Origin of the sequence: Streptacidiphilus sp. MAP12-20, from assembly GCF_041262525.1 — a bacterium.
Lineage (GTDB): Bacteria > Actinomycetota > Actinomycetes > Streptomycetales > Streptomycetaceae > Streptacidiphilus.
Genome location: NZ_JBGCCK010000007.1, coordinates 265,470 through 285,815 on the forward strand (window position 1 = coordinate 265,470; position 20,346 = coordinate 285,815).

The 20,346-nt window shown below is 71.7% G+C and carries 19 protein-coding genes and 1 pseudogene; 11 read left to right on the forward strand and 9 right to left on the reverse strand.

The features are described from left to right. Nucleotide 1: 1 nt before the first annotated feature. Together ABIA32_RS12160 and ABIA32_RS12165 are read right to left on the reverse strand one after the other, a co-directional pair. Complete coding sequence (locus tag ABIA32_RS12160; RefSeq protein WP_370094053.1) at nt 2-607, reverse strand: cysteine hydrolase family protein; 606 nt, start codon at nt 605-607, stop codon at nt 2-4. 19 nt (nt 608-626) lie between these two features. Further along, a complete protein-coding gene (locus ABIA32_RS12165; protein WP_370094054.1) occupies nt 627-2,030 on the reverse strand; it encodes an MFS transporter in 1,404 nt (467 codons plus the stop codon). A gap of 138 nt (nt 2,031-2,168) precedes the next feature. Here ABIA32_RS12165 and ABIA32_RS12170 point away from each other — a divergent pair, with 138 nt between their 5' ends. Next, nucleotides 2,169-3,068 (forward strand): LysR substrate-binding domain-containing protein, encoded by a 900-nt coding sequence (locus ABIA32_RS12170; protein ID WP_370094055.1) that lies wholly within the window; start codon nt 2,169-2,171, stop codon nt 3,066-3,068. Nucleotides 3,069-3,072: 4 nt separating this feature from the next. Here the strand turns inward: ABIA32_RS12170 and ABIA32_RS12175 are convergent, their stop codons facing one another. Then, a complete protein-coding gene (locus tag ABIA32_RS12175; RefSeq protein ID WP_370094056.1) occupies nt 3,073-3,825 on the reverse strand; it encodes an SDR family NAD(P)-dependent oxidoreductase in 753 nt (250 codons plus the stop codon). Nucleotides 3,826-4,512: 687 nt separating this feature from the next. Between ABIA32_RS12175 and ABIA32_RS12180 the strand changes: the two genes are divergently transcribed. Together ABIA32_RS12180 and ABIA32_RS12185 are read left to right on the forward strand one after the other, a co-directional pair. Next, entirely contained in the window at nt 4,513-4,737 is a 225-nt protein-coding gene (locus ABIA32_RS12180; protein ID WP_370094057.1) for a hypothetical protein, read from the forward strand. Between the two features lie 170 nt (nt 4,738-4,907). After that, nucleotides 4,908-6,593 carry a discoidin domain-containing protein gene (locus ABIA32_RS12185; protein ID WP_370094058.1) on the forward strand — a complete coding sequence of 562 codons (1,686 nt, stop codon included), beginning with the start codon at nt 4,908-4,910 and terminating at the stop codon, nt 6,591-6,593. Here ABIA32_RS12185 and ABIA32_RS12190 read toward each other — a convergent pair. Further along, entirely contained in the window at nt 6,581-7,360 is a 780-nt protein-coding gene (locus ABIA32_RS12190; RefSeq protein WP_370094059.1) for a pirin family protein, read from the reverse strand. The genes ABIA32_RS12185 and ABIA32_RS12190 overlap by 13 nt on opposite strands. Before the next feature lie 92 nt (nt 7,361-7,452). Here ABIA32_RS12190 and ABIA32_RS12195 point away from each other — a divergent pair, with 92 nt between their 5' ends. After that, a complete protein-coding gene (locus ABIA32_RS12195) occupies nt 7,453-7,950 on the forward strand; it encodes a MarR family winged helix-turn-helix transcriptional regulator (RefSeq protein WP_370094060.1) in 498 nt (165 codons plus the stop codon). Nucleotides 7,951-8,010: 60 nt separating this feature from the next. Here the strand turns inward: ABIA32_RS12195 and ABIA32_RS12200 are convergent, their stop codons facing one another. The 3 genes from ABIA32_RS12200 to ABIA32_RS12210 are packed head-to-tail and all read right to left on the reverse strand — an operon-like array spanning nt 8,011 to nt 9,718. Then, on the reverse strand, nt 8,011-8,931 hold the full coding sequence (locus ABIA32_RS12200) for a pirin family protein (protein ID WP_370094061.1): 921 nt from the start codon (nt 8,929-8,931) through the stop codon (nt 8,011-8,013). Next, a complete protein-coding gene (locus ABIA32_RS12205) occupies nt 8,928-9,407 on the reverse strand; it encodes an OsmC family protein (protein ID WP_370094062.1) in 480 nt (159 codons plus the stop codon). Before ABIA32_RS12205 ends, ABIA32_RS12200 begins: the two co-directional genes overlap by 4 nt. 5 nt (nt 9,408-9,412) lie before the next feature. Beyond that, nucleotides 9,413-9,718, reverse strand: a complete 306-nt coding sequence (locus tag ABIA32_RS12210) for a GNAT family N-acetyltransferase (RefSeq protein ID WP_370094063.1) — start codon at nt 9,716-9,718, stop codon at nt 9,413-9,415. A 268-nt stretch (nt 9,719-9,986) separates the two neighbouring features. Between ABIA32_RS12210 and ABIA32_RS12215 the strand changes: the two genes are divergently transcribed. Genes ABIA32_RS12215 through ABIA32_RS12225 form a run of 3 tightly spaced genes read left to right on the forward strand, consistent with a single transcriptional unit; the run spans nt 9,987 to nt 13,639 of the window. Beyond that, on the forward strand, nt 9,987-11,420 hold the full coding sequence (locus tag ABIA32_RS12215; RefSeq protein WP_370094064.1) for an NAD(P)/FAD-dependent oxidoreductase: 1,434 nt from the start codon (nt 9,987-9,989) through the stop codon (nt 11,418-11,420). A gap of 47 nt (nt 11,421-11,467) precedes the next feature. After that, a complete protein-coding gene (locus ABIA32_RS12220) occupies nt 11,468-12,490 on the forward strand; it encodes a ketopantoate reductase family protein (RefSeq protein WP_370094065.1) in 1,023 nt (340 codons plus the stop codon). Nucleotides 12,491-12,547: 57 nt separating this feature from the next. After that, entirely contained in the window at nt 12,548-13,639 is a 1,092-nt protein-coding gene (locus ABIA32_RS12225; protein ID WP_370094066.1) for a DUF2332 domain-containing protein, read from the forward strand. A 13-nt stretch (nt 13,640-13,652) separates the two neighbouring features. Here the strand turns inward: ABIA32_RS12225 and ABIA32_RS12230 are convergent, their stop codons facing one another. Both ABIA32_RS12230 and ABIA32_RS12235 read right to left on the reverse strand, forming a co-directional pair. After that, entirely contained in the window at nt 13,653-14,291 is a 639-nt protein-coding gene (locus ABIA32_RS12230) for a hypothetical protein (RefSeq protein ID WP_370094067.1), read from the reverse strand. 121 nt (nt 14,292-14,412) lie between these two features. Next, nucleotides 14,413-16,029, reverse strand: a complete 1,617-nt coding sequence (locus tag ABIA32_RS12235) for an acyl-CoA synthetase (RefSeq protein ID WP_370094068.1) — start codon at nt 16,027-16,029, stop codon at nt 14,413-14,415. A 162-nt stretch (nt 16,030-16,191) separates the two neighbouring features. Between ABIA32_RS12235 and ABIA32_RS12240 the strand changes: the two genes are divergently transcribed. The 4 genes and pseudogenes from ABIA32_RS12240 (at nt 16,192) to ABIA32_RS12255 (ending at nt 20,291) form a co-directional block, all read left to right on the forward strand. Next, nucleotides 16,192-16,995, forward strand: coding sequence for a crotonase/enoyl-CoA hydratase family protein (locus tag ABIA32_RS12240; protein WP_370094069.1), 804 nt, complete (start codon nt 16,192-16,194; stop codon nt 16,993-16,995). Nucleotides 16,996-17,039: 44 nt separating this feature from the next. Continuing rightward, nucleotides 17,040-18,055: pseudogene (locus tag ABIA32_RS12245) on the forward strand (Zn-ribbon domain-containing OB-fold protein). Further along, nucleotides 18,052-19,128 (forward strand): thiolase domain-containing protein, encoded by a 1,077-nt coding sequence (locus ABIA32_RS12250; protein WP_370094070.1) that lies wholly within the window; start codon nt 18,052-18,054, stop codon nt 19,126-19,128. Before ABIA32_RS12245 ends, ABIA32_RS12250 begins: the two are co-directional and overlap by 4 nt. Next, complete coding sequence (locus ABIA32_RS12255) at nt 19,125-20,291, forward strand: thiolase domain-containing protein (RefSeq protein WP_370094071.1); 1,167 nt, start codon at nt 19,125-19,127, stop codon at nt 20,289-20,291. The genes ABIA32_RS12250 and ABIA32_RS12255 overlap by 4 nt, the downstream gene beginning before the upstream one ends. Nucleotides 20,292-20,346: the final 55 nt, after the last annotated feature.

A 20,346-nucleotide genomic window follows, 5' to 3' on the forward strand; every position in this document is an offset into this window, starting at 1 on the left:
CCTAGTTCGGCGTCCGCGTCAGCCCGGCGAGTTCCGCGGTGGCGACGATGTCGGCCTGTCGCGGGAAGACCTTCTCCATGAGCACCTGGTGCACCTCAGGGTCGGGGTCGGCGGTGGCGTCGGCCAGCACGAACAGGCGGTAGTCGTCGTCGGCCGCCAGCCGCAGGGTCGTCAGAACAACGCCGCTGGTGGAGAGTCCGGCGAGCACCAGGGTGTCGACGCCCCGCCCGTGCAGTTCGGCGCGCAGATCGGTGTCGCTGGCGAAGGCGCCGAACCGGATCTTGCGCACGGTCAGGTCCTGCTCCCGGATCTCCAGCGACTCGTGCACCGCCGTGCCGTGGCTGCCCTCCGTGAGGTATCCGGTCGCCGCGACCTGCGCGAAGGCTTTGTTGCGGGCGGGTATGGCGGCGACGTCCGCCTCGTCGAGCGCGACGCGGACGAAGACGACGTGCGCGCCGTGGGTCCGGGCCCAGGCCAGCGCCTGGCCCGCGCGGGCCAGCACGCCCTCCGGGTCGGGCACGGCGCCCAGCACGGCGGGCTGGAAGTCCATCAGCAGCAGCGCGGTGCGGGCGGGGTCGATGGCGGGGGTGTTGGGGGTGGTGGTCATGTCGGTGGTTCGCTCTCTCTCAGGGACGCCGGTCGGCTCTGGCCAACTGGCGGTCGAAAACGGTGATGACGAGCACGAGCGCGGCGATCAGCACCAGCACCCACGCAATGTGGTGCAGTCCGCTGTCGTCCACGCGTGTGCGGAACGCGGTGCCGGTGATCGCCGCGGAGGCGATCGAGCCGAGGTAGCCGAAGGTGCGGAGCAGCCCGGAGGCGGTGCCGACCGAGGCGGCGGGGGCCTCCTGGTAGAGGGCGGTCTGGTTGGCGACGGTCCCGGCGCCGGAGGTCAGGCCGAACACCGCGCTGACCGCGATGACCACGGCCATCGGGGTGTCGCCGCCGAGGAAGAGCGCGGCCACCGCCCCGACGAGCAGCAGCACCGCGCAGGCGATGAGCGGGAGTCGTACCCCCACCCGTCGCGAGACCACGCGAGCGGTCACGGCGGTCAGCACGCCCATCGGCAGCAGCGCCAGTCCGGCCTGGTAGGCGGAGAGTCCGCGGGCCACCTCCAGCCACTGGGTGAGGCCGTAGAGGATCACGTACGTGCCCAGCAAGGTCAGCCCGTTGCGCACGTAGGTGCGGGTCAGGGCTCCGTTGGCGGCGAGCAGGCGGACGTCGAGGAACGGGTGCGCGGCGCGCAGCTCCCAGCCGACCAGTGCCACGGCGAGGACGAGGGCGCCGGCGAGCGCGGGCCACTGCAGGTGCGGCAGGGCGGAGAGGAAGACCACCACGGCGGTGAGGGAGCCGCCGAACAGCAGCATGCCCAGCACGTCGAGCCGGGCGGCCAGCGTGCGGAGGGATCCGTGACGCGCCGGGTCGGGGTCCGGCGCGATTCCGACCAGCGCCATGACGAGGGTCACCGTCGCGACCGGGATGTTGATCCAGAAGGCCGTCTGCCAGCCGCACCAGCCGACCAGCAGCCCGCCGATGGCGGGGCCGACGGCGACGGTGGCGGCTCCGGTGATCGCCAGACCGCCGAGCACCCCCTGCGGCGGGGCGTCCTGGCCGGCGCGCTCGGCCCGGCGGCGTATCAGCAGCATCGCGGTCGGGTACCCGGCCGACGTGCCTGCCCCGATCAAAACCCGGGCGACGATCAGCGCCGCGAGCGAGTGGGCCAGCGAGCCGACGATCCCGGCCGCGAGCACCAGCACGATGCCGGTGAGGAAGACCCGCCGCGGCCCGAACACCTCCGCGAGGCGCCCGGCGGCGGGCTGGGCCAGGGCACTGGTGAGGTAGAGGCTGGAGATCAGGATCGCGGTGTCCCCGACGGCGATGTGCATCGCCGCGGCGATGGAGACCAGCGCGGTCGCGATGATGGAGCTGTTGACCGGGTTGAGCGAGGCTCCCAGGTACAGCGGCGCCACGAAGCGCGCGCCGAAGGCGTTGCCTGCCGGCGGTCTGCTCGTGTCGACAGCGAGGGACACAGCACGGCTCCTTCCTCCGGGACCTCTGCGGCGGGGCAGGCCTGCGGTGGAGATCCCGGCGGATAAAGGCAGGCTGCCTGACAATATTAGCAGGCTGCCTGCCTAGATCGAACCGGGTGGGCGTGGTGCGATGTGCGCATGGAATTGCGTGAGCTGCAGGCGTTCGTGGCGGTGGTCGAGGAGGGCGGGTTCTCGGCTGCGGCGCGTCGGCTGCACCTGAGCCAGCCGGCGCTGTCGCAGACGGTGGGCGGGCTGGAGCGGGAGCTGCGGGTGAAGCTGCTGGTGCGCAGCAGCACCGGCGTGCGGCCCACCGAGGCGGGTAACGCGCTGCTGGGCGAGGCGCGCGCGGTGCTGGCCCGGCACGACCAGGCGGTCCGCGCGATGGGAGCCTTCGTGGACGCCGGCGGCGGCGTGCTGAGAATCGGCGTCCCGTTGGAGTTGTCGTCCTCGGTGCTGACGCCCGCGCTGGCACGGCTGGCGGAGCTGTCGCCGACCACGCGGGTGCAGGTGCGTCACCTGTCGACGGCCGAGCAGACGGCCGCGCTTCGCGCGGGCGAGTTGGATGTCGGTCTGCTGCGCGAGCGGCCCGCCGAGCAGGGCTTCGACTCACTGCTGGTGAGCCGTGAGCGCCTGGGTGTGCTGCTCTCCACGGAGTGCGCGGCGAATCTGATGGGTGCGGCGGGCATCGCACTGGAGGCGCTGACCGGGCTCGAGTGGCTGGCGTTCCCGCGCTCGGACAGTCCGGCCTGGTTCGACGAGTTGACGGCGATTCTGCGGAGCCACGGTCACGTGCTCGGCGCGGAGGCTCCGCAGGGGCAGCGGTTGATCGCCGAGGTCAAACTGGCGGCCGTCAGTTCCGGTCAAGCGTTCGCGCTCGCCCCTCCCGACTGGTCGCAGCCGCTCCCGGACGGTGTCGTGTGGGCGCCGCTGGTCGGTTACCCGCTGGTGCGCCGGACCTGGGCGGTCTGGCAGGCGGATTCGACCCGCCGGGACGTGGGCCACCTGATCGCTGACCTGGCCCCGGCGGACGTGGAGTGACGGCTCAGACGGCGGTGCGTCCGCCGTCGACGGGCAGGACGGCGCCGTGCACGAAGCTCGACGCGTCGCCGGCCAGGTAGACGACGGCCGCGGCGATCTCCTCGGCCTCCGCGGGGCGTCCGGCCGGGGCCTGCGCGGCCAGGCCGTCGAGGTTCTCGCCCATGGGGGCGGTGCCCTCGGTACGGGTCGGGCCGACGCCGACCGCGTTGACCCTCACGCCGCGCGGCCCGTACTCGGCGGCCCAGGACCGCGTCAGCAGGTTCACCGCAGCCTTGCTGGAGCCGTACAGGGACATGCCGGGCGCGCCGTAGGAGGCGACCTGGGTGCTGATGTTGATGATCGAGCCCGCGCCGCGTTCGGCCATGGCCGGTGCCAGCTCGGCCACCAGGAAGAACTTCGCCTTCACGTTGAGGGCGTAGACGGCGTCGAACTCCTCCTCGGTGACCTCCTCAGTGGCCTTGAACGGGTAGACACCGGCGTTGTTGACCAGGATGTCCACCCGGCCGCCGCCCAACTCCGTCGCGGAGCGCGCCAACTGCCGTACGGCGGCGACGTCGCCCAGCTCGGCCGCGACGAAGTCCGCCTTGCCGCCGCGTGCCCGGATCGCCGCGACCACCGCCTCGCCGCGCTCCGGGTCCCGGCCCGCGACCAGCACGTGCGCGCCCTGCTCGGCCAGCGCGCCCGCGGTGGCCGCACCGATGCCGCTCGTCGCTCCGGTCACCAACGCGACCTTGCCTGCAAGGGAGAGGGAAATCATTGAATAGCCCCTTCGAACGCGAGGTATTTCCTCGGACATAAAAGATGCAAATGAGATTCGGTGGATCCGACCCCGTGATTGCTTTCCCATCGAAGCACGGCGGCGCGGGCCGTGGCCACGAACGGCAACTCGCCCTGCTTATGGCCGCCATTGGAGAGCCGTATCGCGGGTAGTGCCCGACCGACCGTCCCGCCTCCCTGCTCCTCGACAGCGAACTGCGGCTCCACCCCTGCGAGCCCGCCGAACCAACCGGTCACGTCACCGGGAGCACCGAGAAGGTCCTACGCCTCGTCTACGGCCGCAACCGTCCCGACCTCGACGAGCTGCAGGTGACCGGCCCGGTCACCCTCGCCGACCTGCGACAGCTCTTTCCCGGATTCTGACCAATCAGTCGCGAGAACCGCGCCACGGGCTTCAAGGAATTCCTCGCAGCGCAATTTTCCGCATGGGCACGCCTATTCTCGGAACCACCTGCTTTCCCGTATTCGGATCGGAGTCCCGGAAGCATGAACGACACCATGAACGACACCCTGAGCGCGGACCTTCTGGTCATCGGATTCGGCAAGGGCGTCGTCCTGGTCGAACAGTCGGAGCACATGTACGGCGGCACCTGCCCCAACGTGGGCTGCGTGCCGACCAAGGCCCTCGTCCATCACTCCCGCAAGCGGCGTCGAGGCGCTCGACAGCATGGGCACCGTCACCGTACTCACCGGCAAGGCGGTCTTCACCGACCCGCAGACCGTCCGCGTCGACACCGCGGAGGGGACCGTCGTCGTCACCGGGGAGAACATCCTCATCAACACCGGGTCCCAGCCCGTCCTGCCCGACATCCCGGGGCTCCGGACCAGCAGCGCGGCTTCCTCGACGGACGCCTTCAACGACGTCCTCGGCGCGATCGTGCGCCAGGACTGATCCCGACCGCAATCCCGACGGCGCGCGGCACACCTTCTTGCGTGACTGGACGTCAGTTCTTGCGTAAGTTGCCAGAACTCTTGCCTTGATGTAGCGCGGTCAATACGCTCCGGCTCAGAGCGCGGCCGAGGCCCACCCCTTTCCGGCCGCCGTGTCCCCGGGGATGGTCCATGACAGTCTCTCGTCGCACCTTCCTGTCCACGCTCTCCGCCGGAGCCGCCGGCGTCGCGCTCGGCGGCCTCACCGCCGCCGGTACCGCGCGGGCCGCGAGCCCGACCGGCGACGTCGTCGGCAAGGTGACGGTCGGTTACCAGGGCTGGTTCGCCTGCCCAGGCGACGGCGCCCCGATCAACGCCTGGTGGCACTGGAGCCAGAACTGGTCCCAGGCGCCCTCGCCGAGCAACAACGTCATCAAGGCATGGCCCGACTCGCGCGAGTTCGCCCGCACCTACCAGACCGCCTACGCGAATCTCGGCGGCGGCCAGCCGGCCACCCTCTTCTCCTCCTACGACCAGCAGACGATCGACACCCACTTCCAGTGGATGCAGCAGAACGGCTGCGACACCGCCGCCCTCCAGCGCTTCGACCCCAACGGCAGTGAGGGCCCCACCCGCGACGCGATCACTGCCAGGGTGCGCACCTCCGCCGAGTCGCACGGCGTCAAGTTCTACGTGATGTACGACGTCAGCGGTTGGACGACCATGCAGTCCGAGATCAAGGCGGACTGGACGAACAAGATGTCCGCGTACACCGCCTCCTCCGCCTACGCCCGCCAGAACGGCAAGCCGGTCGTCGGCATCTGGGGCTTCGGCTTCAACGACTCCAACCACCCGTGGGATGCGGCCACCTGCGCCGACGTCATCAGCTGGTTCAAGGCCCAGGGCTGCTACGTCATGGGCGGCGTACCGACCTGGTGGCGGCTCGGCACCAACGACTCCCGTGCCGGATACCTGGATGTCTACCACGCCTTCGACATGCTCTCGCCGTGGATGGTCGGCCGGATCGGCACCGTCGCGGACGCGGACAACTTCTACACCAACGCCACACTCCCCGACCTGGCCGACTGCAACGCCCACGGCATCGACTACCAGCCGTGCGTTCTGCCGGGCGATGTGTCGGCGCGGCAGCGGGCCCACGGCGACTTCATGTGGCGGCAGTTCTACAACATGACCCGGGCCGGGGTGCGGAGTGTCTACATCTCCATGTTCGACGAGTTCGGCGAGGGCAACCAGATCGCGAAGACCGCCGAGAACCAGAGTCAGGTCCCGGTCGGGTCCGGTCTCCTTGCCCTCGACGAGGACGGCACCGCCTGCTCCTCCGACTACTACCTGCGGCTCACCGCCGACGGCGGCGCGATGCTCAAGGGTCGGGCGGTGCTCACCGCCACGCGCCCCACGCCGCCCGTCGTCGGCAGCGGTGGTGGTGGCGGATCCAACCCCGATCTGGCGCTGCACCAGCCCGTCGCCGAAAGCAGCCACACCCAGGTCTACGTCGCCGCCAACGCCGTGGACGGCGACCCCAACACCTACTGGGAGAGCGCCAACAACGCCTTCCCGCAGTGGCTCCAGGTCGACCTCGGCTCCGCGTTGACCACCCGCAGGATCGTGCTCACCTTGCCGCCCTCCACCGCCTGGGGTGCCCGCACCCAGACCATCACCGTCCAGGGCAGCACCGACGGCTCCACCTTCACCACCGTTGTCGGCTCCGCCGACTACCGCTTCGACCCTGCCACCGGCAACACCGCCACCATCAGCTACCCCGGTGGCGCGGGCGTCCGCTATCTGCGACTCCTCTTCACCGCCAACACCGGCTGGCCCGCCGGCCAGGCCTCCGGGTTCTCCGTCTACGCCACCTGACCCAGCGTCACCGTCGCGTGCATCTCCCAGACGAGGATCTCGGCCGGCCCGGTGGCGGTGACCCGCTGCCCTCCGGTGGCGGTGAACCGGACCGCGTCGCCCTGGGCGAGCGCGCCGGTGCCCTCCAGATCCACCGAGCCGCGCGCGACGAAGAGGTGCAGGTACGGCGCCTCGGGCAGCGTGACCTGCTGCCCGGGGCGCAGCCGCGCCGCGTGCAGGGCGGCGTGCCGGTTCCGGATCCGGATGGCGCTCGCGTCCCTGTGCTGGTCCATGCCCGACGCCACCGTCACCAGCGCCCCGGCCAGCAACTCGTCGTCGATCTCGAGCTGCTCGTACCCCGGCGCGACGCCGGCTTCGTCGGGCAGCACCCACATCTGAAGGAAGTGCACGGGGTCGGTCGGGCGATCGCCGGTCAACCGGTAGGAGTCGTTCTTCTCCGAGTGCAGGATGCCGGAGCCGGCGCTCATCCGCTGGGCCAGGCCGGGGTAGATCACGCCGGAGTGGCCACTCGAGTCCTGGTGGACGAGGGAGCCCTGCAGAACCCAGGTGACGATCTCCATGTCCTGGTGCGGGTGCGTTTCGAAGCCCATGCCCGGCTGCACCAGGTCCTCGTTGTTGACCAGCAGCAGACCGTGGTGCGTGTTGGTCGGATCCGGCCGACCGGTCCCGAGGGAGAACGAGTGCCTGGAGTCGAGCCAGGTCAGTCTGCTTGCCGGCCGTAGACCGGCCCGTCGCACGTCAATCGATGGTGTCAGCAATCCGGTCATGGCGGGTTTCCTTTCCGTGCGCTGCCCAGGGTACGTCCCTGTCACATGAACATTCAAGTGACTCGAAATGCCTGGGCTGATACGCTCTCGGCATGACCACCTCTGACACGTCGCCGCAGGCGGACGAGCATGCCGACCTGTGGCTCACCTCGGGCGAACTGGCGTCCTGGATGTCCGTGGTCCGCCTGATCACCCGGCTTCCCTGGGCGATCGATGCGCAGCTCCAGCGCGACGCGGAGCTGAGCATGGTCGAGTACATGGCCCTGGCGATGCTTTCCGAGGCCCCCGAGCGGACCTTGCGCATGGGCGTGCTGGCCGAGCACACCAGTACCTCGCTGTCCCGGCTGTCGCACATGGTGAAGCGGCTGGAGAGTCGTGGCTACGTCCGGCGCGAGCCCGACCCGGTCGACGGACGCTTCACCAACGCCATCCTGCTGCCCGCCGGCATGAGCAAGCTGGAGTCGGTCGCGCCGGGCCATGTGGCCTACGTCCGCCGTCTGGTGGTGGACAACCTGTCCGGCGAGCGCCTGCGCCGACTCGGCCAGGACGCCGAGCGGATCCTGGAGCGGATCGACTCGCCCGCGCGCTGATATGGCTTGAATGTTAAAGTACACGCCGCCCAGCTCGGCCTGGCCGGTTGACCGAGCGGCTCAGCGAGTCCGGCCGCGCGGCTTGAGCGGCGTCGCGGAGAGTTCCGGCGCGGGCAGGGGAGCGCCGTCGTAGCCGGTGACCTCGCCGAAGCCGGTGCCGAGCATCCAGTCGGTGCGGGCCTGGGCGATCTCCTCGGGGGTCCTGGCGACGAAGTTCCACCACATGACGAGCTTCTCGTCGAACGGCTCGCCGCCGAGGAGCAACAGCCCGCTGTCGCTGAGGGCGCGCAGCGGGAGCTCGGCGCGGCCGAAGCCGAGGTAGAGCATCGAGCCGGGAGGCAGCCGCACGCCGTCGACCTCGGTCTCGCCGGACATGGTGAGCACGGCGTACTCGAAGTCCGGTTCCAGCGGCAGCCGTACGTCCGCGCCCTCGGCGAGGGTGAGGTCGGCGCCGACGAGCGGTGAGTAGGTGGTGCCCGGCGAGGCGGCGCCGTCCAGTTCGCCGAGGATGACGGTGGCGCTGAGGCCGTGGGCCGTGACCTGTGGCAGCTCGGCGTGGTGCTCGAAGGCGGGGGCCACGTGACGGTGGGCGTCGGGCAGGGCCACCCAGAGCTGGGCCCCGTGCAGCAGGGGCGAGTGGGGGTCGGGGCTCTGCTCCGCATGGGCGATGGCCCGGCCGGCGGTCATCAGGCCGAGCTCGCGGGGACGCACGGTCTGGACGCTGCCGAGGCTGTCGCGGTGGAGGACCTCACCGGCGTGCAGCCAACTGACGGTCTGGAGGCCGATGTGCGGGTGCGGGGGCACCTGCATCCCCGACTCGGTGGCGATGTCGTCCGGTCCGTAGTGGTCCACGAAGCACCACGCGCCGACCGTGCGGCGGCCGAGATTGGGCAGGAGTCGCCGCACGACGGTGCTGCCGCCGAGGTGCGCCTCGCGCGGGCTCAACAGGTCCTTGGACATCCGGGGGTCGAGAACGCTCATGACGGTCGGGCCTCCACGGCGAAGATGGGCGTTCCGCCGCGGACGGCCCGGGTGACGGGGGTGCGTTCGGCGATGTCCAGGAGTCGGGCCCGTTGGGCTTCGTCGAGGTCGCCGGTGAGGTCGATGCGGCGGGTGATCCGGTCGGCCCGGTCGGGGCCATTCTCGGGGCCCTTCTCGTAGCCGAGGTGGACTCTGATGGTCTCGAGCGGCCACTGCTTGCGCTGGGCGTACATCCGGAGCGTGATGACGGTGCAGGAGCCGAGCGCGGAGAGCAGCAGGCCGATCGGGTTGGGCGCGGTGTCCGCCCCGCCGACCGACTCCGGTTCGTCGGCGGCGAGCGGATGGCGGCCGACGCGGATGTCGACGCGGTAGTCGTCCGAGGAGCCGGTGGCCACGGCGGCGGCTGAGCGCACGTACCCGGGGGCCGCCGTCTCGCCCTCGCTGGTCACCACGTCCATGCCGGTCAGCGCCTCCATGCCGGTCAGAATCCGAACCGGGCGCGCTGGCCCTCGGGGACGAGCTCGACGTACTCGGGGTGCTTGCTGATCCAGCCCCGGATGAAGGGGCAGAACGGCAGCACGGCCAGCTTCTCCTCGCGGGCGGCGTCGAGGGCGGTCCTGGCGAGGGTCCCGGCCAGGCCGTGGCCCTCGAAGCGCGGGTCGATCTCGGTGTGGATGAAGGCGATCTCGTTCTCGAACCGGTGGTACTGGGCGAAACCGGCCAGTACGTCGTCGTCGAAGATCTCGAAGCGCGACTGCTCGGGGTTGTCGGTGACGCGGTGGTCCATCGTTCCTCCTGTGAGCCTTCGGGGTGAGCCCTGATGGGCTGACAGGAGCACTATAGTTGATGCATCAACTTCTCGCCATCGGCTCTCGTGATCCGCCGCCACCGCTTCCACTCTCCAGGATTCCGGCCGGACGTGCTGTTCCTGCGGCGCACCGCAGTTGCCCGGCCGTGCACCGAACTGCCCGTCGGCGTGTCGCCGCTGGACGTCGTCGGAACCGCACCGGAAGTATGGCGCGGGCGGGTGGCTCGGACAGTTGGAGGGATGGCTTGTGGACGAGTTCGATGTTGTGGTGCTGGGGGCCGGGCCCACGGGGGAGAACCTTGCCGACCGGGTGCACGCCGGCGGGTTGAGCGTGGCGGTGGTCGAGCACGAGCTCGTGGGAGGGGAGTGCTCCTACTGGGCCTGCATGCCGAGCAAGGCGCTGCTGCGCCCGGCCGCCGCGCTCGCGGACGCGCGGCGTGTGGCGGGCTCGCGCGAGGCGGTGACCGGGGGACTTGACGTGGCGGCGGTGCTCAGCCGCCGGGACGACTTCGCCTCGCACTGGAAGGACGACGGCCAGGTCCGCTGGCTCGACGGGGTCGGGATCACGCTGGTGCGCGGCCACGGGCGGCTCGACGGGGAGAAGCGCGTCGTCGTGGAGACGGCCGAGGGCGAGCGGCGGGTGCTGGTGGCACGGCACGCGGTGGCGCTCTGCACCGGGACCCGGGCAGCGCTTCCCGGCCTGCCGGGACTCGCCGAGGCGCGCCCGTGGACCAGCCGCGAGGCGACCGGTTCGCCGGTGGTGCCGGGACGGCTGGCGGTGGTCGGCGGAGGAGTGGTGGCGGTCGAGATGGCCACCGCCTGGCGGGCGCTGGGCAGCGAGGTGGTGCTGCTGGTGCGTGGTTCGGGGCTGTTGCCCAGGGTCGAGGAGTTCGCCGGGGACCTGGTGGCGGAGGGCCTCGCCGCGGCGGGGGTCGATGTGCGCTTCGGCGAGTCCGTGACGGGTGTCCGCCGCGACGGCGGCGGCGAGGTCGAGCTCACGCTCGCGGGGGGCGGGACGCTGACGGCGGACGAGGTGCTCTTCGCCACCGGTCGCGTGCCGGCCACCGCCGACCTGGGCCTCGAGAGCGTGGGCCTGCCCGCGGGCAAGCCGGTGGAAGTGGACGACACCGGTCTCGCGGTCGGCGTCCCCGGCGGCTGGCTCTACGCGGCGGGTGACGTCAACGGGCGGGTGTTGATGACGCATCAGGGCAAGTACCAGGGGCGGATCTTCGGCGCGGCGATCGCCGACCGCGCTGCCGGCCGAGAGCTGGATCTGGCGCCCTGGGGCCGCAGCGTGGCCACGGCGGACGAACGGGCCGTGCCGCAGGTGGTTTTCACCGACCCGGAGGTCGCGGCAGTCGGCCTCACCCTCGACGAGGCGCTGAACGCCGGACGTCGGGCGCGTGCGGTCGACTACGACCTCGGCAATGTCGCCGGCGCCTCACTCTTCGCCGACGGCTACCGCGGTCGTGCCCGCGCCGTGGTGGACCTGGACCGCGAGACCCTGCTCGGCGTCACCTTCGTCGGCCCCGGCGTGGCGGAACTCCTCCACGCGGCGACCGTCGCCGTCGCCGGCGAGGTCCCGATCGCCCGACTGTGGCACGCCGTCCCGGCGTACCCGACCATCAGCGAGATCTGGCTGCGCCTGCTGGAGACCTACCGCGACAAGGGCGCCACCTGAAGGCTGGGTTACGCCGCTGAGTCTGGCTGAGCGGCTAGGGTCGTGGCATGCGTTACATCATCGTGGGGGCGGGCGCAGTCGGGGGCGCGATCGGCGGGCGGCTGGCCCAGAGCGGCCGGGAGGTCGCGTTGGTCGCGCGTGGCGCGCATCTGGACGCGCTGCGCGCGGACGGGTTGCGGCTGGTCACGCCCCAGGGGACGGAGCAGCTGCGGATCCCCGCCTACGCCCACCACGAGGACCTCGGCCCGCTGCGGCGTGACGACGTGCTGGTACTGGCGGTCAAGTCGCAGGACACCGAGAACGTGCTGCGCGACTGGTCGACGGCTGCCGTCGGCGGTGGCGGCACGGCGGGCGAGGTGCTGACGGTCGTCTGCGCGCAGAACGGCGTCGCCAACGAGCGCGCCGCGCTGCGGTACTTCGCGAGCGTCGTCGGCATGTGCGTCTGGCTGCCCGCCACGCACCTCCAGCCCGGCACCGTCGTCGCGCACACCGCGCCGCTCAGCGGGATCCTCACCCTCGGCCGCTACCCGCAGGGCGGCGACGGCGAACCGGCCGACGAGCTGATCGCGGCAATCGCCGCCGACGTCGCGGGCGCGTACTTCGACGCGCCCGTCGTCGCGGACGTGATGCGCTGGAAGTACGGCAAGCTGCTCAACAACCTGGGCAACGCGCTGGAGGCGTCGCTGGGACGGGAGCAGCTGGAGAAGTCCGAGGACCTGCTGGCCGCCGTGCGGGCGGAGGGCGTGGCTGTGCTCGACGCCGCGGGGATCGCGTACGCGACCGACGAGGAGCGCATGGCCGTCCAGGGCAGGCGGATGCAGGTCGTCCCGATCCCGGACGTCCACCGCGCGGGCGGCTCGACCTGGCAGAGCCTGCACCGGCGCGGCAGCGTCGAGGCGGACTATCTCAACGGCGAGATCGCGATGCTGGGGCGGGAGCACGGCGTGCCGACGCCCGTCAACGACCTGATGCGGCGTGAGGTGACGCGCCTCGCGCAGGAGGGCCTGCCGCCCGGCAGCGCGACCCCGGAGGAGCTCCGCGCTCAGCTCGCCCCGGCCACCCGGCCGTGACCTGATTCACGTGGCGTGGTGGTGTAACGGCCGCTCGGCTGATGCATGATCACGAGCATGCAGACGGACAACGTGGGAATCAGCGGCCGGGACCGGGCAGCCGGCATGTTCGAGCGCCAGGCGGACGGCTGCGCCGAGCTCGGTTCGCCGCTCTACGCCGAGCTGCTACGGCGTGGCGCCGCGGACATCCGCGCGGGCGGCCCGTGCGCTGCGGCCGTGGCGGGATACGAGCGGGCCCCCGGCCCCGACGCGATCGCGCTCCGGCTCCTCGGCGGCGTCCACGCGCTGGTGCTCACCGGGCGGGCCCCGGAGCTGGCCGAGCACTACCCCTCGGTCGGCGGCGCCTTCGACCCGGCGCGGCTCGATGCTTGCTGGGGCGCGTTCCGCGACGTCGTGGCGGCGCAGCTGCCGTGGATCAGGGACTGGATGACCCGACCCCCGCAGACCAACGAGGTCGGCCGGGCCAACCTGCTGATCACCGGCTTGCTCCGGGCCAACCCCCAGGGCCTTCAGGTCCGGCTCTTCGAGCTCGGCTCGAGCGCGGGTCTCAACCTGCGCCCCGACCTCTTCCGCTACACCGCGCCCGGCTATGCCTGGGGCGACGTCGACTCGCCCGTCCGGCTCGAGGACGCCTGGCAGGGCGGAGCGCCGACTTGGCTGGCCGAGGCGGCGCAGGCGCGGCCCGCCCTTGAGATCGTCGAGCGGCGCGGCTGCGACCTGACCCCGATCGACCCGCTGACGAAGGACGGCGCGCTGGCGTTGCGCGCCTATGTCTGGGCCGACCAGCCCGCCCGTTTCGCCCGACTGAGCGGTGCCCTGCGTCTCGCGGCGGAGCAGCCGGCCATGGTGGAGCCTCTGGGCGCGGCGGAGTTCCTCCGCGGCGTGAGTGTGCGGGAGGGGACGCTGACGGTGGTCTGGCACTCGATCATGAAGCAGTACGTGCCGGCGGCGGAGTGGGCCGAGGTGGAGGTGGAGCTGGCGCGGCTCGCTGCGCAGAGCGCGCCCGAGGCGCCGTTCGCCCATGTGGCATTCGAGCCGGAGCGGGTGGGCGAGGCGTTCCCCTTCCGCGCGTCCGTGCGCGTCGGCGAGCGGGACCGCGAGGTGCTGGCCGAGGCCTACCCGCACGGCCTGCCGGCCTGGGCGCTGTAGCGGGGCCTTACCCTTACCGCGCCTCGCCGCTGGGCCGGCGTATGCGGTCGACCAGGCCGAGGACCTCCTCGGCGGAGGGCCAGCGGGCGGCGCTCAGCCGCTTCGGCTCCTCGGGCCGCGCCTCCTGGCCGGGCTTGCTCCAGTGGCGCAGCGCGTCCGCCTCCTGCGAGCACTCCTCGCTGAGACGGGCCAACTCGTCGTCGGCGAAGCGGTGCTGCCGGTCCTGGACCGCCCAGCGCAGCTCCTCGGCGGCGTGCGTGATGCGTTCGGCGCGCTCGCGCAGCTCCGGCAGCTTGGCGTCGACCCTGGTCGCGTCAGGTTCGCGCTCCAGCACGCGCAGCTGGCCGTCGAGCTCCGCGGCGTGCTCGTCCAGGCGACGGAGCAGTTGCAGCGACTCGCCGACCTGCGCGTCCTGCGCGGCGGCCGCGTCCAGGGCCTGCCGGGTGCCCTCCAGCGAGTTGCGCAGGCGCAGCCGGAGGGAGGCGATGCGTCCCGGCGCGCCGGGGTTCGTGTAGGCGCGCGCCTTGAGCGCGACGTTCTCCGCCTTGACGCTCACCGCGCGGGCGGCCCGCACCGCGCCCACCACGACCAGCGCCCCGAGTGCGAGCACGATGCACCCGACCAGCACGATCAGGATTCCCACAGCCTCCATCGTCCGCCTGCCTCCCTCGCCTGCCCCCGGACCAAGAACTCCACCGTAGCCCCTGGTTCCGACGACGGCGCCGCTGTTCGGGGTGAGCTGGGGGATCACTGGGGGAGAACCCTGACGCACGTCAGGGGGAGCCCCCGGCGACCTCCTTCGCCCAGCGCATGTCCGGCTTGCCGGTGGGAGTGCGCTCGATCGCCGGGACCAGGTGCAGGCGGCGCGGCACCTTGAACCGGGCCACGTGGGCCCGGCAGTGCTCCTGCAGCGCTGCCAGCGTGAGCTCGGCGGCGCCGTCGCGCTGGTGGACCAGGGCCACCACGGTCTCGCCCCAGCGCTCGTCCGGGGCGCCCACCACGACCGTGTCGTAGACGGCCGGGTGCGCCTTGATCGCCGACTCGACCTCCTCGGGGAAGATCTTCTCCCCGCCGGAGTTGATGCAGGACGAGCCACGTCCCAGCAGCGTGATCCGGCCGTCCTCCTCGCGGCGGGCCCAGTCGCCGGGGACCGAGTAGCGGGTGCCGTCGGGCGCGGTGCGGAACACCTCGGCGCTCTTGACCGGGTCGCCCAGGTAGCGGAGCGGGATGTTGCCGCGCCGCGCGAGCTTGCCGACGACCCCGGGCGGCAGCGGGTTGAGGTCGTCGTCCACGACCTCCGAGTCGCCGATCGCCTTGGTGGTCACCGAGCCCTGGCTGCCTTCCTCACCGGCCCGCCACTGGCTCACCCCGCCCGCGCCGCCCTCGGAGGAGCCGATGGCGTCGCTGAGATACAGGTTCGGCAGCAGCTCCAGATAGCGGCGCTTGACCGGCGCGGAGAACAGCGCCGCGCTGCTGACCAGGCCGAACATCGAGCTCAGGTCGTAGTCCGCGCCCGGCGCGTCCAGCGTCTCGACGAGCGGGCGGCCCATCGCGTCGCCGGTGATCATGACGACGTTGACCTTCTCGCTGCCCACCAGCTCCCAGACTCGGCGCGGCTCGAAGCGGTCGAGCAGGACGGCCCGGTTGCCCTTGAAGAGCTGCTGCATCAGAGCCCACTGCGTCGCGCCGTGCATGAGCGGTGCGATCGGGAAGAAGGTGATGGGGTGGTCGTAACCGGTGGTGACGATCTCCTCGGGGGTGGCCATCCGGTGCCCGTTGGTGACATCGATGCCGCCGCCCAGGGCGAAGAAGACGTCCTCCTGCCGCCAGACCACGCCCTTGGGCAGGCCGGTCGTTCCGCCGGTGAAGAGCAGGTAGTGGTCGTCGGGGGAGCGCGGTGCGAAGTCCCGCTGCGGGCTGCCGGAGGCGACCGCCTTCTCGTACGGCACCGCCTGCAGGGCCGAGCCCGGGTTGCCGTCGTCGATGGCGATCAGGTGCCGCAGCCCAGGCAGGCCGGGCAGGACCTCGGCGACGCGGTCGGCGTACTGCTCCTGGTAGATCATCGCGGCGGGCTCGGCCATGCCGAGCAGGTAGCTCAACTCATCTGTCACATAGCGGTAGTTGACGTTGACGCAGACCGCACGGATCTTGCAGATCGCCAGCAGGGACTCCACCCACTCCGCGCAGTTCAGCGCGTAGACGGCGACCCGGTCGCCCGGACCGAGGCCGGTCTCCTGGAGGTGGTGGGCGAGGCGGTTGGCGCGCTCGTCCAGCTCGGCGAAGCTGCGGCGGTGCACGGCGGTGCCGTCGACGGAGGCGCAGCTGACCGCCTCCCGCGTCGGGTAGTGGTCAACCGCCTGCTCGAACAGATCGGCCAGGTTGAATTCCATGGCCGGAGAGTAGGAGCCGTTCCTTCAGAACTCCAGGCTTCCGGCATCTTGAACATTCCTGGAACTTGTTCTTGGAACTTTACTTGAAAACCCGTCAGCAAGACTGCAACCTGTTCTAGATCTGAACCGGATTCGGTCGGCGAAGGCTGCGGAGGCTGCTCCATGGCGGGCACAGAACATCTGATCATCGAACGACAGGGCGCGACACTCGTGTTGACGCTGAACCGCCCTGAGGCCAAGAACGCGTTCTCGCTACCGATGCTCGTCGGATTGCACGACGCCTGGATCGAGGCGGACGCGGACGACGACGTCAGGTCGATTGTGCTCACCGGTGCGGGCGGAGCGTTCTGTGCCGGAATGGACCTCAAGGCGCTGGCCGGCGGGGGATTCGCGCAGGACGACCCCTCCCGCGCACGCCTCGCCGCCGACCCGGACCTGCACTGGAAGGCGATGCTGCGGCACCACCGGCCGCGCAAGCCCGTCATCGCGGCCGTCGAGGGCGTCTGCGTCGCCGGCGGCACGGAGGTGCTGCAGGCCACGGACATCCGCGTCGCCGCCGAGTCGGCGAGCTTCGGGCTCTTCGAGGTCCGGCGCGGGCTCTTCCCCGTCGGCGGCTCGACCGTCCGGCTCACCCGCCAGATCGCACACACCCACGCGTTGGAGATGCTGCTCACCGGCCGCCGCTACAGCGCCGCGGAGGCGCGTGACATCGGCCTGGTGGGAAGCGTCGTCCCGGACGGCACGGCGCTCAAACGGGCACTGGAACTGGCCGAGGCCGTGAACGAGGCGGCACCGCTCGCCGTCGAGGCGGTCAAGCGTTCGGTCTACGAGACGGCCGCGATGAGCGAGGAGGACGGGCTCAAGCGCGAGCTGGAGATCGGCTGGCCGATCTTCGCGACCGAGGACGCCAAGGAGGGCCCGCGCGCCTTCGCCGAGAAGCGCGCCCCCGTCTACCGCCGGCGCTGACGCCCACCGACCACGCTCGCCCCCCGACTGCGAAGGACCCTGCCATGCCCCCCGAGGTGCTCAGCGCACCGCTCGTCGTCGAGTTCCCCTTCACCCGCTCGACCGGCCCCGTTCTCGGAGCCTTCCTCACCGGACTGCGTGAGCGCGTCGTCCTCGGCGTGCGGGCCACCGACGGGCGGGTGCTGTGCCCGCCCGCCGAGTACGACCCGGTCACCGCCGAGGAGTTGACCGATCTGGTGGTGCTCGGACAGCTCGGCACCGTCACCACCTGGGCGTGGAACGACCACCCCCGGCCCTACCAGCCGCTCGACACCCCCTTCGCCTGGGTGCTCGTCCGCCTCGACGGCGCGGACACCGCGCTGCTGCACGCACTCGACGCGCCGCGCCACACCCTGCGCAGCGGCATGCGCGTCGCCATCCGCTGGGCGGAGGAGCGCAGCGGCGCCATCACCGACATCGCCTGCTTCGTGCCGGCGCCGACCGCCTCTCCGACCGCGCCGCCGACTCCCGACCCGGAGGGCCCCTCCGCATGACCTCAGTCGCCGAACTCCTGGCGGGCATCCCCGAACTCGCAGGCGTGGAGCCCGTCACCCGGGTGACGCTCCCGGCCCGCCTGGAGTACACCTACTCCCCGGGCACCGCGCAGACCCGCTTCCTGACCGCGTTGCCCGACAAGCGCCTGCTCGCCGAGCGCTGCCCGCAGTGCACCCGCGTCTACGTGCCGCCCCGCGGGGCCTGCCCGACCTGCGGGATCGCCACCTCCGAACAGCTCGAACTGCCGCACACCGGAACCGTCACCACCTTCTGCATCGTCAACATCGCCGCCAAGGGCCTCGATGTCGAGGTGCCCTACTGCTACGCCTACGTGCTGATCGACGGCGCCCATGTCGGCCTGCACGCGCGCATCGGCGGGATCCCCTACGCCGAGGTCCACATCGGGCAGCGCGTCGAGGCCGTCTGGAACGAGGCGAAGCTCGGCCCGAGCCTGGCCTCCATCAGCCACTTCCGTCCCACCGGCGAGCCGGACGCGGACCCCGAGAGCTACCGGAGGTGGATGTGAACCGCGACGTCGCCGTTGTGGCCTTCGCGCAGACCAGCCACACCCGCCGCAGCGACCAGCTCAGCGAGGTCGAGCTGGTGATGCCGGTCCTGCACGGCGTACTCAAGCAGACCGGTCTGAAAGCCAACCAGATCGGCTTCACCTGCTCCGGCAGCAGCGACTACCTGGCCGGCCGGGCCTTCTCCTTCACCATGGCACTCGACGGCGTCGGCGCCTGGCCGCCGATCTCCGAGTCGCACGTGGAAATGGACGGCGCGTGGGCGCTCTACGAGGCCTGGGTGAAGCTGCAGACCGGCGAGGCCGACACCGCCCTCGTCTACTCCTATGGCAAGTCGTCCCCCGGCAGCGTCCGCGACGTGCTGACCCGACAGCTCGACCCCTACACCCTCGCGCCGCTCTGGCCCGACGCGGTCGCGCTCGCCGCGCTCCAGGCCCAGGCCCTGATCGACGCCGGACTGACCGACGAGGCCGCGCTCGCCGAGACCGCCGTGCGCAGCCGCCGCGCCGCCGCCACCAACCCGCACTCCCAGTTGCGCGCCAGCGCGGACGTGGCCGAACTCCTGCGCGGGCCCTACGAGGTCGCTCCGCTGCGGCGGCACGACTGCCCGCCGATCAGCGACGGCGCCGCGGCCGTGGTCCTCGCGGCCGGCGACGCCGCCCGCGCGCTGCACGCCAACCCCGCCTGGATCCGCGGCATCGACCACCGGATCGAGGCACACCAGCCCGGCGTCCGCAGCCTCACCGACTCGCCGTCCACCCGGACCGCGGCCACCGAGGCCGGCGCCTTCGACGCGCCGCTCGACGCCGCCGAACTGCACGCGCCGTTCACCTCGCAGGAGATCGTGCTGCGCCGGGCGCTCGGCCTTGCCCCGGAGGTGCCGGTGAACCTCTCCGGTGGGGCCCTCGCCGCCAACCCGGTGATGGCCGCCGGTCTCATCCGGATCGGCGAGGCCGCCGCCCTGATCCACAGCGGCCGGGCACAGCGTGTGCTGGCCCACGCCACCTCCGGGCCCTGCCTCCAGCAGAACCTGGTCGCCGTGCTGGAAGCGGAAGCGCGAAAGGACTCGGCATGAGCAAGCAGCCCGTCGCCGTCGTCGGGATCGGCCAGACCAAGCACGTCTCGGCGCGCCAGGACGTCTCCATCGCCGGCCTGGTGCGCGAGGCCGCGGTCCGCGCGCTCGCCGACGCGGAGCTGAGCTGGGCCGACATCGACGCCGTCGTCATCGGCAAGGCGCCCGACTTCTTCGAGGGCGTCATGATGCCCGAGCTCTACCTCGCCGAGGCGCTCGGCGCGGTGGGCAAGCCCATGCTGCGCGTGCACACCGCCGGCTCGGTCGGCGGCTCCACGGCGCTGGTCGCGGCGAACCTCGTCGCGGCGGGCGTGCACGGCACCGTGCTGACCGTGGCCTTCGAGAAGCAGTCCGAGTCGAACGCGATGTGGGGGCTCTCGCTGCCGGTCCCGTTCCAGCAGCCGCTGACGGCCGGTGCCGGCGGCTTCTTCGCGCCGCACGTGCGCGCGTACATGCGCCGCACCGGAGCGCCGGACACCGTCGGCTCGCTGGTGGCGTTCAAGGACCGCCGCAACGCGCTGAAGAATCCCAACGCGCATCTCCACGAGCACGATCTGACGCTGGAGAAGGTGCAGACCTCGCCGATGCTGTGGGATCCGATCCGCTATTCGGAGACCTGCCCCTCCTCCGACGGGGCCTGCGCGTTGGTGCTCACCGCAGAGCGCGGCGCCGCCCGCGCGCCCCACCGACCGGCCTGGATCCACGGCGGCGCGATGCGCAGCGAGCCGACTATCTTCGCGGGCAAGGACTACGTCAGCCCCCAGGCCGGCCAGGACTGTGCCGCGGAGGTCTACCGGCAGGCGGGGATCACCGACCCGCGCCGGCAGATCGACGTGGTGGAGATGTACGTACCCTTCTCCTGGTACGAGCCGATGTGGCTGGAGAACCTCGGCTTCGCCGACCCCGGCGAGGGCTGGAAGCTGGTCGAGGCGGGCGCCACCGAGATGGACGGCGACCTGCCGGTCAACCCCTCCGGCGGGGTGCTCTCCTCGAATCCGATCGGCGCCTCCGGCATGATCCGCTTCGCCGAGGCCGCGATGCAGGTGCGCGGCCAGGCCGGCGAGCACCAGATCGACGGCGCCCACCGCGCGCTCGGCCACGCCTACGGAGGCGGAGCGCAGTTCTTCTCCATGTGGCTCGTCGGCGACGAGAAGCCAACCCACTGAACCGCAGCACTGAACTGCCTTCGCCGTCACCTCGATCCGCCCGGCGTCACCCGCA

Coding starts and splice junctions, on each gene's coding strand:
- ABIA32_RS12160 (WP_370094053.1), bottom strand. CDS start 607: ATGACCACCACCCCCAACACCCCCGCCATCGACCCCGCCCGCACCGCG.
- ABIA32_RS12170 (WP_370094055.1), top strand. CDS start 2,169: ATGGAATTGCGTGAGCTGCAGGCGTTCGTGGCGGTGGTCGAGGAGGGC.
- ABIA32_RS12175 (WP_370094056.1), bottom strand. CDS start 3,825: ATGATTTCCCTCTCCCTTGCAGGCAAGGTCGCGTTGGTGACCGGAGCG.
- ABIA32_RS12180 (WP_370094057.1), top strand. CDS start 4,513: ATGGGCACCGTCACCGTACTCACCGGCAAGGCGGTCTTCACCGACCCG.
- ABIA32_RS12185 (WP_370094058.1), top strand. CDS start 4,908: ATGACAGTCTCTCGTCGCACCTTCCTGTCCACGCTCTCCGCCGGAGCC.
- ABIA32_RS12190 (WP_370094059.1), bottom strand. CDS start 7,360: ATGACCGGATTGCTGACACCATCGATTGACGTGCGACGGGCCGGTCTA.
- ABIA32_RS12195 (WP_370094060.1), top strand. CDS start 7,453: ATGACCACCTCTGACACGTCGCCGCAGGCGGACGAGCATGCCGACCTG.
- ABIA32_RS12200 (WP_370094061.1), bottom strand. CDS start 8,931: ATGAGCGTTCTCGACCCCCGGATGTCCAAGGACCTGTTGAGCCCGCGC.
- ABIA32_RS12205 (WP_370094062.1), bottom strand. CDS start 9,407: ATGGAGGCGCTGACCGGCATGGACGTGGTGACCAGCGAGGGCGAGACG.
- ABIA32_RS12210 (WP_370094063.1), bottom strand. CDS start 9,718: ATGGACCACCGCGTCACCGACAACCCCGAGCAGTCGCGCTTCGAGATC.
- ABIA32_RS12220 (WP_370094065.1), top strand. CDS start 11,468: ATGCGTTACATCATCGTGGGGGCGGGCGCAGTCGGGGGCGCGATCGGC.
- ABIA32_RS12225 (WP_370094066.1), top strand. CDS start 12,548: ATGCAGACGGACAACGTGGGAATCAGCGGCCGGGACCGGGCAGCCGGC.
- ABIA32_RS12230 (WP_370094067.1), bottom strand. CDS start 14,291: ATGGAGGCTGTGGGAATCCTGATCGTGCTGGTCGGGTGCATCGTGCTC.
- ABIA32_RS12235 (WP_370094068.1), bottom strand. CDS start 16,029: ATGGAATTCAACCTGGCCGATCTGTTCGAGCAGGCGGTTGACCACTAC.
- ABIA32_RS12240 (WP_370094069.1), top strand. CDS start 16,192: ATGGCGGGCACAGAACATCTGATCATCGAACGACAGGGCGCGACACTC.
- ABIA32_RS12255 (WP_370094071.1), top strand. CDS start 19,125: ATGAGCAAGCAGCCCGTCGCCGTCGTCGGGATCGGCCAGACCAAGCAC.